The organism is Streptomyces alkaliphilus (assembly GCF_014141535.1).
Classification (GTDB): Bacteria; Actinomycetota; Actinomycetes; order Streptomycetales; family Streptomycetaceae; genus Streptomyces; species Streptomyces alkaliphilus.
Map to the genome: position 1 here is coordinate 1 of NZ_VKHT01000086.1, position 9637 is coordinate 9637.

Sequence of the window (9637 nt, forward strand, 5' to 3'; positions counted from 1 at the left end):
GGTGGGGGCGACGCGTGGGGGCTCACCCGGCGATTGTGCCGCGCCGACGTCCCGCCGTGCTCCGGGCGGCGGGAGTGACGGAAGTCCCGAACGGGCTTGTCGGTTCCGTCCGGATACCGCCCCTGCTGGGCGGAAGCGCGCATTGACCGGGGTCGAAAGCCCCCGTATGCTATAAGACGCGCTGCGGACCTGCGCGCCTCGGACGGAGCAGGTCGCGCTCGCACTTGTTGTATGTCCCCTCGGTTGTCGGGGCGCTTTTCGGAAATCTCACGGGATCTTCGGTGCGGCGTCTCCCGGGCTGTCCGGCTTCGGCGGTGCGATACGGGTTCGTGGCGTGGTAGTGCCGACGACATTCTGTCCGTACCGGAGCCCTTTACCACATGACGAGCAGCACCGAGACCCCCGTGGCCACCCCGCAGGTTGCGGTCAACGACATCGGTTCCGAGGAAGCCTTCCTCGCCGCGATCGACGAGACGATCAAGTACTTCAACGACGGCGACATCGTCGACGGCGTCATCGTGAAGGTCGACCGGGACGAGGTCCTGCTCGACATCGGTTACAAGACCGAGGGTGTGATCCCCTCCCGCGAGCTGTCGATCAAGCACGACGTCGACCCCAACGAGGTCGTCGCCGTCGGTGACGAGATCGAGGCCCTGGTCCTCCAGAAGGAGGACAAGGAGGGTCGTCTGATCCTGTCCAAGAAGCGCGCGCAGTACGAGCGGGCCTGGGGCACGATCGAGAAGATCAAGGACGAGGACGGGATCGTCACCGGTACCGTCATCGAGGTCGTCAAGGGTGGTCTCATCCTCGACATCGGCCTCCGCGGCTTCCTCCCCGCCTCCCTGGTGGAGATGCGCCGTGTCCGCGACCTCCAGCCCTACGTGGGCAAGGAGCTCGAGGCCAAGATCATCGAGCTGGACAAGAACCGCAACAACGTGGTCCTGTCCCGCCGTGCCTGGCTGGAGCAGACCCAGAGCGAGGTCCGTCAGACCTTCCTCACCACCCTGCAGAAGGGTCAGGTGCGCTCCGGCGTCGTCTCCTCCATCGTCAACTTCGGTGCCTTCGTGGACCTGGGTGGCGTGGACGGTCTGGTGCACGTCTCCGAGCTGTCCTGGAAGCACATCGACCACCCCTCCGAGGTCGTCGAGGTCGGCCAGGAGGTCACCGTCGAGGTCCTGGACGTCGACATGGACCGCGAGCGGGTCTCGCTGTCGCTCAAGGCGACGCAGGAGGACCCGTGGCAGCAGTTCGCCCGGACCCACCAGATCGGCCAGGTCGTCCCCGGCAAGGTCACCAAGCTGGTGCCGTTCGGCGCGTTCGTCCGGGTGGACGAGGGCATCGAGGGCCTGGTCCACATCTCCGAGCTGGCCGAGCGCCACGTGGAGATCCCGGAGCAGGTCGTCCAGGTCAACGACGAGATCTTCGTCAAGGTCATCGACATCGACCTCGACCGTCGTCGGATCAGCCTGTCGCTCAAGCAGGCCAACGAGACGTTCGGCGCCGACCCGATGGCCGTCGAGTTCGACCCGACCCTCTACGGGATGGCCGCGTCCTACGACGACCAGGGCAACTACATCTACCCCGAGGGCTTCGACCCGGAGGCCAACGACTGGCTGCCGGGCTACGAGAAGCAGCGGGAGGAGTGGGAGCACCAGTACGCCGAGGCGCAGACCCGCTTCGAGCAGCACCAGGCCCAGGTCATCAAGTCCCGCGAGGCCGACGCCGAGGCCGAGGCCGAGGCCGGGGCGGCCGCCCCGCAGGCCGGTGGTGGTGGCGGCGGCGGCGGTGGCTCGTACTCCTCCGACACGGGCGAGGACACCGGTGCGCTGGCCTCCGACGAGGCCCTCGCCGCCCTGCGCGAGAAGCTGGCCGGCGGCCAGAGCTGAGTTCCCTCCCGCGGGCGATGTCACCCGCGGCGGGCACCGCGGATCACGGCGGAACCCGTCCCCGGACAACCGGGGGCGGGTTCCGCCGTTTCCGCCCCCCCGTTCGGGGGAATGTCCGGTGCCCCGAACGCGTTGATCACCACGAGCGCCCGAAACGGGGCGGCCGGTGACCCGGGCCATTCGCGCCCGGGTCCACCACGGGACGGACCACCACGGCACGGAAGGAGCGGCGGTCACGGTGCACGATCCACAGGACCTGTACGAGTGGGTGCCGGAGGGCCTGGCCATGGCCGAGGCCATGTCGGCCGACACCGGCACCGACAACGACACCGGGACCGGCTCCGGGACCCCTCCCGGCCCGGTACTCCTCCACCACTTCGAGGGTTTCCTCGACGCGGGGGAGACCGGAACCCAACTGATCGAGGAACTGCTCGACGAGCGGCGCACGAGCGTCACCGTGGCCCGCTTCGACCACGACCGTCTGGTGGACTACCGCGCCCGTCGGCCGGTGATGACCTTCCGGCGCGACCGGTGGACCGATTTCCGGGCCCCCCGGCTGGAGGTGCGGCTGGTCCACGACGACACCCGCAAGCCCTTCCTGGTGCTCTCCGGTCCCGAGCCGGACGTGGAGTGGGAACGGTTCGCGGAGGCGGTGCGGGAGATCGTGGAGCGTCTGGGGGTCCGTCTGACCATCGGCTTCCACGGCATCCCGATGGGTGTTCCGCACACCCGACCCGTCGGCCTGACCTCGCACGGCAACCGGTCGGAGCTGGTGCCCGCGCGCAACGACCTCTTCGACGAGGCGCAGGTCCCCGGCAGCGCCGCCGCCCTGTTGGAGCTGCGGCTCTCGCAGGCGGGTCACGACGTTCTGGGCATCGCCGCGCACGTGCCGCACTACATCGCCCGCTCGAGGTACCCGGACTCGGCGCTGGTGGTGTTGGAGGCGCTGACCGGGGCCACCGGTCTGGTGCTGCCGGAGATCGCCCAGAGCCTGCGCGCCCGTGTGTCGCGGGTGCGTGAGGAGATCGACCGGGAACTGGCCGAGGGCGACAACGAGTTGGTGGCTGTCGTGCGAGGGCTGGAGCAGCAGTACGACGCGGTGGCCGGGGCCGCTGCCCGGGGCAACCTGGTGGCCGAGCCGGCCGAGTTGCCCTCCGCCGACGAGTTGGGAGCGGTCTTCGAGCGTTTCCTCGCCGAGCAGGAGGACCCGAGGGACGGGGAGGACCCGCCACCGGCGCCCTGAGCGGCCGGCCACCGAATCCGGTTCGTCGGCCCGTCCCCGCCGCCCGTCGGCCCGTTCCCGCCGCCCGCCCGGTAGCCTGCTGCCCATGTTGACAGTGGGGCTCACCGGCGGGATCGGTTCCGGCAAGAGCGCGGTCACCCGTCTGCTGGGGGAACGCGGCGCGGTCGTCGTCGACGCCGACCGGGTCGCCCGCGAGGTGGTCGCGCCGGGCACGGAGGGGTTGGCCGCGGTGGTCGCGGAGTTCGGTCCCGGCGTGCTGGGGCCGGACGGGGCCCTGGACCGTGAACGGCTGGGTCGGCTCGTCTTCTCCGATCCCGGGCGCCTGGCCGCCCTGAACGCCATCGTCCACCCGCTGGTGGCACGACGCTCGGCGGAGTTGCGGGCTGCGGCGCCGAGGGACGCGGTGGTGGTGAACGACGTGCCGCTGCTGGTCGAGAACGACCTGGCGGGGATGTACGACCTGATCGTGGTGGTGGACGCGCCGGAGGACACCCGCTTGGACCGCCTGGTGCGGTCGCGCGGCATGACCGAGGCCGACGCCCGGGCCCGGATGGCCGCGCAGGCGGACCGTGCCGCGCGCCTGGCGGTGGCCGACCGGGTCGTCGCCAACGACGGGACCCTCGCCGATCTGGAGACGCGGGTGGCCGAACTGTGGGAGGAACTCGTCGAGCGGGCCGCCGCCGGCTGAGGCCGACGGGAAACGGTACCGCGCGCCTCCCCGCACGCCTCGGCCGGCGTCGGGACCGTCGCCCCGGGTGTGCCCGGTTCGTCGCCCGTCGCCGGACAAGGCGCGACATACCGAAGTGCCCCCGGCCGTAAGGTCGGTGGACGTTTTGGTACCGGGGGGCGGGGATCTCTATCATCCGCCGAATGATCATAGGAAGAAGGGTGGCGGCGGTCCTCTGCGGCACGCTCGCGGCCCTCATGACCGGCGCGCTCGCGGCTCCCGCAGCCGCCGAACCCGTGCGCGAGACCGACCCCCCGAAGGTGAACTTCGTCCTCGACGTCAGCGGCTCGATGGCCGAGCGCGACATCGACGGCGACACCCGGATGAACGCCGCCAAGCGCGCCTTCAACGACGTCATCGACTTCATTCCCGAGGGCGTGCACTTCGGCATCCGCACCCTCGGCGCCGACTACCCGGGCGACGACCGGCTGGGCCGCGGCTGCGTGGACAGCTCACAGCTCTACCCCGTCGGACCGGTTGACCGCACCGAGGCCAAGACCGCCGTCGCCACCCTGGCCCCCACCGGCTGGACCCCCATCGGCTACGCCCTCCAGGGCGCGGTGCGGGACCTCGGGGACGGTGACGGCATGCGTCGCATCGTCCTGATCACCGACGGCGAGGACTCCTGCGGGGACCCCGAACCCTGCGAGGTGGCCCGTGAGCTGGCCGCCGCCGGCATCGGCCTGACCATCGACACCCTCGGTCTGACCCCCGCCGATTCCGCCGTCCGCGAGCAGCTCGGCTGCATCGCCGAGGCCACCGGCGGCACCTACACCGCCGTCCAGGACACCGACCAGCTCGCCGACCGCCTCAAGCAGATCGTCGAGCGCACCGCCGAGGTACGGGTGGAGACCCCCACCGTCGTCGACGGCGCCGACGAGTGCGCCGACGCACCCCTGCTCGGTGCCGGCGTCTACAGCGACCGCCAGGAGTTCGGCGAGCACCGCCGCTACCGAGTCCAGGTCGCCCCCGGCCGTGAGCTGCGCGCCTCCGTCAGCGTCGCCGCCGACCGGCCCATGAACCGCGACCACGGGGTCCTGCTCCGTCTGCTGGCCGAGGACGGCCGGGAACTCGTGCGCGGCAGCACCGCCGGTCACGGACGCACCGATGTCATCGCCACCGGCCTGCGTCACCCCTCCGACGCCGACTCCGAGGAAACCCTCTGTCTGGAGGTGTCCCACGCCTTCTCCGCGCCGGACGACGTCCAGCGCACCCCCGGCATGCCCGTGGAGCTGACCGTCGACCTCGTGGCCGCCGCGGACACCCCCTCCGACGTCGCCGCCTTCGGTCTCGCCCGGGGCTGGATCCCGCTCCTCGTCCTCACCCTCACCGGGCTCGCCGCCGGCATCCTGTGGGGCCTGATCCGGAGGGTCCTGGCATGACGCACACCCCGCGCGCCCGGCGTCCGTTCCGACGCCCCCTCGGCCGGATCTCCGCGACCCTCGCGGTCTGCGCCGCCCTCATGATGGGCGCCGCCGCGCCGGCCCTCGCCGAGGACGACGACACCGGAGAAACGGGCACCGGAACCGGGAGCCCGTCGGCGGTCGCGGCCGGCACCTCCTTCCGCACCGCCGGCGTCCTGGAACAGGGGGGCACCGCGACCGCCTCGGCGACCATCGGTGAGTACCTCTACTGGGTCTTCCCGGTCGCCGCCGGTCAGAACGCCGAGGCCTCGGCCACCGTCACCTTCCGGGACCACGGTGCCCGCACCGGCCCCAGCACCTGGCGTCTGGACCTGTACGACGGTCTGCGCCGCCTCCAGCCGTGCACCGCGGGCCGCGCCGAGGACACGGTGGACGCCGCGGCCGACACCCTTGTCCTGGACTGCACCCTGCGCACCGTCCGGGCCTGGGCCGAACCCTGGGCCAACGACCCGCTGCCGGGCGCCTACTACCTGCGGCTGACCGCGGTGGACCTGCCCGAGGAGGACCTCGGTCTGCCCGTGGAGGTGACCCTGGAGGTCGGCGCCGAGGACGCGGGCGGCGCCCGCGCACGGGGCGGCGAACTGCCCGCGCCACTCGTCCTCACCAACCGTGCCGGGGAGATCGACCCCACCGCCCCCGCCGACGGGGAGGAGTCGGAGGACCCGGAGCGGGAGGAGGAGGCCGGACCCGCCACCGGCGCCGGCGCCCTCACCGAGCCGGAGACCGGGTGGAACGGCGGGTGGTGGAGCGACCGCTGGCTGTGGACCGGGGCCGGAGGAGTCCTGGGCGGCCTCGCCGCCATCGCCGGGTACACCCTGGTGCGTCGCCCCCGGGTCTGATCCGAGCCACATCCACCGGCGGATCACCGCGCCCGGGGCCGGCACCGTGTCGGTCCCGGGCGCCCCGTTCAGTCCCGCAGCTCCTCCGCCAGCAGATCCAGCAACATCCCGTCGCTCCACTCACCGGTCACGTGGTCGTACCAGTAACGGCGCAACACCCCCACCCGCCGGAACCCGCACCGTTCGTACACCGCGATCGCCCCCGTGTTGCGCGCGTCGGGGTCGATGACCAGTCTGTGGTGACCCCGCACGTCGATCAACCATCGGGCCATGGTGCGGACGGTGTCGCCACCCAGGCCCTGCCCGTGGACGTCGGGGTGCAGGAAGAGGTCCATGCCCGCGTGCCGGTAGTCCGGGTCGGGCTCCTCGTACCACTGGACCATGCCGACGACGCGGTCCTCGAACGTCACCGCCAGAACGGTGTGATCCTCCGCGGCCAGTTCCGCGGTCATGTTCGGCCACACCCACCAACGGGCGACCTCCGGTGTCGCCAGAGCCTCCCGGAACGCGGGGGCGTCCTCCTCGACGGCCCGGCGCAGCACGATCCGCCGACCGGCGATCGGTGCGCCGCTCTCCTCGGTGTTCATGCCGCCCAGTGAACCCCCGCCGGACGGCGACACGCCGTCCCGACACACCGGGCTCGGCCGCCGGGACGACACGGGGGGCGGGCCGCCGGTGGTCCCGCGACCCGCGGTTCCCCCGCCACCGCCGTGCCCGCCGCGGCGCCCGGCACGGCACCTCGTCACGGTGCCGAATCGACCGAATCGCCGATGCGCACGCCCGCCGGCCGGCCGATCCGGGGCCCCGCGACGCACCGGGCCGAACTCCGTTCCCCACCGGGCGAAGCCCGCCCGACGCGGCACTAGAGTGGGAACGTGACCCCCTCGTCGGAGGAACCGCGGGCCCGCGCGGCCGAACTGCGCGCCGTGCTGCGGGAGGCCATCCGGGACCGGGACCGCGCACTCGCCGACCGGGTCCGTCGCGAACTGCGGGCCGTCGAGACCCCCCGCAGGGCCGGTGTCGACGCCGCCGTGGGTGGGGGGACCGGCCGGACCGCCGGCGACCGTCGTCGCCCGCCCGTCCGCGACCCGGTCCGCCGCGCGCTGGTGCTCCTCGGAGCCCCCGCCGCCCCGAAGTTGCTCTCCACCGTCCACGGGGCGTTCTTCGACGAACCCATCGCTCCCTCCCGCATCGCCTCCCTGCGTCGTGACGAGGAACGCTCCTTCGCCGCCAAGGGGCTCACCCGGGCCCCCTACGTGTGCGCGGCCCTCACCCATGACCGCTTCGCGCCCGTGCGCGGGCTGCTGGCCCTCTCCGACTGGCCCCTGGAACGCCGGATCATCGGCCCGCTGGGACCGCGGACCGACCACCTCACCCACGTTCGCAACCTCGCCGCCCGGGTGCGGGACACCCGCGCCGCCGGCGGCACCGAATCGCCCGCCGCCGCCGCCCTGTTGCGCCGCTTCGCCCTCACCGTCCCCGGTTCCCACCGCACCGAGGACGGTCCCGACCCGGACCCGGACCCCGAACTCCTCGTGTCGGCGGCCGAGGCCGAGGCCCGGCTGCACGCCGGGGTCGACGACCGCCACCGGCGCACCGCCGCGGCCCGGGCCCGCGACCGACTCCCGCTCGATCGACAGCTGTTCGGCGCGGCACCGATGCGGGTCATCCGCTCCGTCACCGACCTGCCGTAGCCTGTGCCCCACCGTCCACCCGAGAAGAGAGCATGTCCACGCATCACTCCGAGGACCGACTCGCGAGCCTGCGCGGTCCGCTCGCCCCGGAACCCTGTACGGCGCGAGGCATCACCGCCCTGACCGCCAATCCCGGCTGCTCCCGACGAGCCGTCCTCGACGCCGCCGGTGTCGACAAGGCGACTCTCGCCGCCCGTCTGGGCCGGCCTGCCGGGTTCGGTCAATCCCCCTTCGCCCTCGCGCGCGGCCGTGCCTTCGAGGCCATGGTCAAGGCGGACGGCTACGCCGAACTCCTCACCCTGCTGCGCGAACACCTCGACATCCCGGTCACCGAGGTCGCCGTGGCCGACCTCGGTGAGGTCGGCGGCAGCACCTCACCCGGCCTGCGTGCCCGGGAGACCGAACACCTCCTCGACCGCCTGGCGGCCGGGGTCGAGGAGCGACTCCTCCTCGACCACCCCGTGCTCCCGCTGGAGGTCGCCGGCCGCACCGCGTTCCTCGAGCCCGACGCCGTCGCCCATCGGGTCGCCGGCCGGTTCCACGTCGTGGAGATCAAGTCCTTCGCCGTCATCGACGGCCAGGCCGACCCCGCCAAGACCGCCGAGGCGGCCAAACAGGCGGCCGTCTACATCATCGCCCTGCGCCGTCTCCTGGAACGGCTGGGCCACGACCCCGCCCTGGTCGCCCCGGAGTTCCTGCTGATCTGCCCCAAGGACTTCTCCCAACGACCGGTCCCGGCCCTGATCGACGTGCGGCAGGAGATCGAGGCCATAGGCTTCCAACTCTCCCGACTCCGCCGTGCCGATGACCTGGCCCGCCCGCTGCCGGCGGACGCCACGCTCGACCTGAGCGTTCGGGAGGACGGCACCCCGGCACGCACCGACACCGAGCTGACCGCCACCGTCGCCGCCCTGGACACCCACTACACCCCCGACTGCCCGGGCTACTGCGACCTCGCCCGGCACTGCCGCGCCGAGGCCGTCGAGGCCGCCCGCCCCGAACGCCTGGGCGGACGGGTTCGTGACGACCTGCCCGGCATCGACTCCACCCGCACGGCCCTGCGCCTCATCGACTCCCCGGGGGACGAGGGGGAGCCCGTCGACCCGGATTCGGCCGAGGTCGTCGAACGCCTGCGGGCCGCCGCCCGGTTGTACGACCTGCGACGCCCGCCCGCGCCCCATCGCCCCTGCGCGCCGACCGACACCACCGCCGGGAGAGGCGTCGGATGAGCCTGCTGACCACCGTCGCCGGGCTGCGCGCGGTACAGACCGGGACCGCGCAGCCGTTGACCACCGTGCGCCACACCCACATCGACGACCGCCCCGTCGTCCTCATCCCGCTCACCCTCGCCGGCGAGGCGTGCGCCCCGCTCGCCGCGATGGTCGGCACCGACCGCGACCGACCGGTCCTGCTGACCGTCCCCCAACCGCGCGACCGCACCCTGCGCTTTCGCTTCGCCGAGGAACTCGCGGATGTTCTCCTGCCGTTGATCGACGACTGCCGGACGGAGAGCGAGACCTACGAGGCGGGCCGGCCGAAGGAGGAGAGGACGCGCTGGACGCGCGCCCCGCAGATCCTGGTGCCCAACCCCGGTGGCATCGGGTTCATCCGCCTGCTGGGACGCTCCACCCGCCTGCGTCGCACCGACGGGCCGCACGCCGTCGCCCCCACCGTCCCCCTCCTGGGCAACTGGCTCACCTGGTTCGCCGACCGTACCGACTTCCCCGGTTCCGGCCTGCTGTTGGCCATGACCCGGCTGCTCACCGACCACTGGGCCACCGGCCAGAGCCCCACCGAGAACGCCCACCTGCCCTCCCTGCTGGC

Annotated in this window: 8 protein-coding genes and 1 pseudogene; 8 read left to right on the forward strand and 1 reads right to left on the reverse strand. The window is 72.8% G+C overall.

What is annotated here, in order from left to right:
• Positions 1 to 380 precede the first annotated feature (380 nt).
• From rpsA to FNQ90_RS05125, 5 genes are all read left to right on the forward strand, one after another.
• The gene (gene rpsA, locus FNQ90_RS05105; protein WP_182605163.1) at positions 381 to 1886 is read left to right on the forward strand and encodes a 30S ribosomal protein S1; all 1506 of its coding nucleotides are present in this window, start codon (positions 381 to 383) and stop codon (positions 1884 to 1886) included.
• A gap of 298 nt (positions 1887 to 2184) precedes the next feature.
• The gene (locus tag FNQ90_RS05110) at positions 2185 to 3129 is read left to right on the forward strand and encodes a proteasome assembly chaperone family protein (protein WP_407699305.1); all 945 of its coding nucleotides are present in this window, start codon (positions 2185 to 2187) and stop codon (positions 3127 to 3129) included.
• A gap of 85 nt (positions 3130 to 3214) precedes the next feature.
• Positions 3215 to 3817 (forward strand): dephospho-CoA kinase, encoded by a 603-nt coding sequence (gene coaE, locus FNQ90_RS05115; RefSeq protein WP_182605165.1) that lies wholly within the window; start codon positions 3215 to 3217, stop codon positions 3815 to 3817.
• Between the two features lie 182 nt (positions 3818 to 3999).
• Entirely contained in the window at positions 4000 to 5238 is a 1239-nt protein-coding gene (locus FNQ90_RS05120; protein ID WP_182605166.1) for a VWA domain-containing protein, read from the forward strand.
• A complete protein-coding gene (locus tag FNQ90_RS05125) occupies positions 5235 to 6119 on the forward strand; it encodes a hypothetical protein (protein WP_182605167.1) in 885 nt (294 codons plus the stop codon). Before FNQ90_RS05120 ends, FNQ90_RS05125 begins: the two co-directional genes overlap by 4 nt.
• Before the next feature lie 68 nt (positions 6120 to 6187).
• On the opposite strand, the gene FNQ90_RS05130 is transcribed toward FNQ90_RS05125, so the two are convergent.
• The gene (locus FNQ90_RS05130) at positions 6188 to 6706 is read right to left on the reverse strand and encodes a GNAT family N-acetyltransferase (protein ID WP_143618347.1); all 519 of its coding nucleotides are present in this window, start codon (positions 6704 to 6706) and stop codon (positions 6188 to 6190) included.
• Positions 6707 to 6994: 288 nt separating this feature from the next.
• Here FNQ90_RS05130 and FNQ90_RS05135 point away from each other — a divergent pair, with 288 nt between their 5' ends.
• The 3 genes and pseudogenes from FNQ90_RS05135 to FNQ90_RS05145 all read left to right on the forward strand — a co-directional run.
• On the forward strand, positions 6995 to 7813 hold the full coding sequence (locus FNQ90_RS05135; RefSeq protein ID WP_182605168.1) for a hypothetical protein: 819 nt from the start codon (positions 6995 to 6997) through the stop codon (positions 7811 to 7813).
• A 32-nt stretch (positions 7814 to 7845) separates the two neighbouring features.
• Positions 7846 to 9042: a hypothetical protein gene (locus tag FNQ90_RS05140; protein WP_182605169.1), complete on the forward strand. Its 1197-nt coding sequence runs from the start codon at positions 7846 to 7848 to the stop codon at positions 9040 to 9042.
• Positions 9039 to 9637 (forward strand): annotated as a pseudogene (locus tag FNQ90_RS05145) (hypothetical protein); the annotation flags it as partial. The gene FNQ90_RS05140 and the pseudogene FNQ90_RS05145, both read left to right, overlap by 4 nt.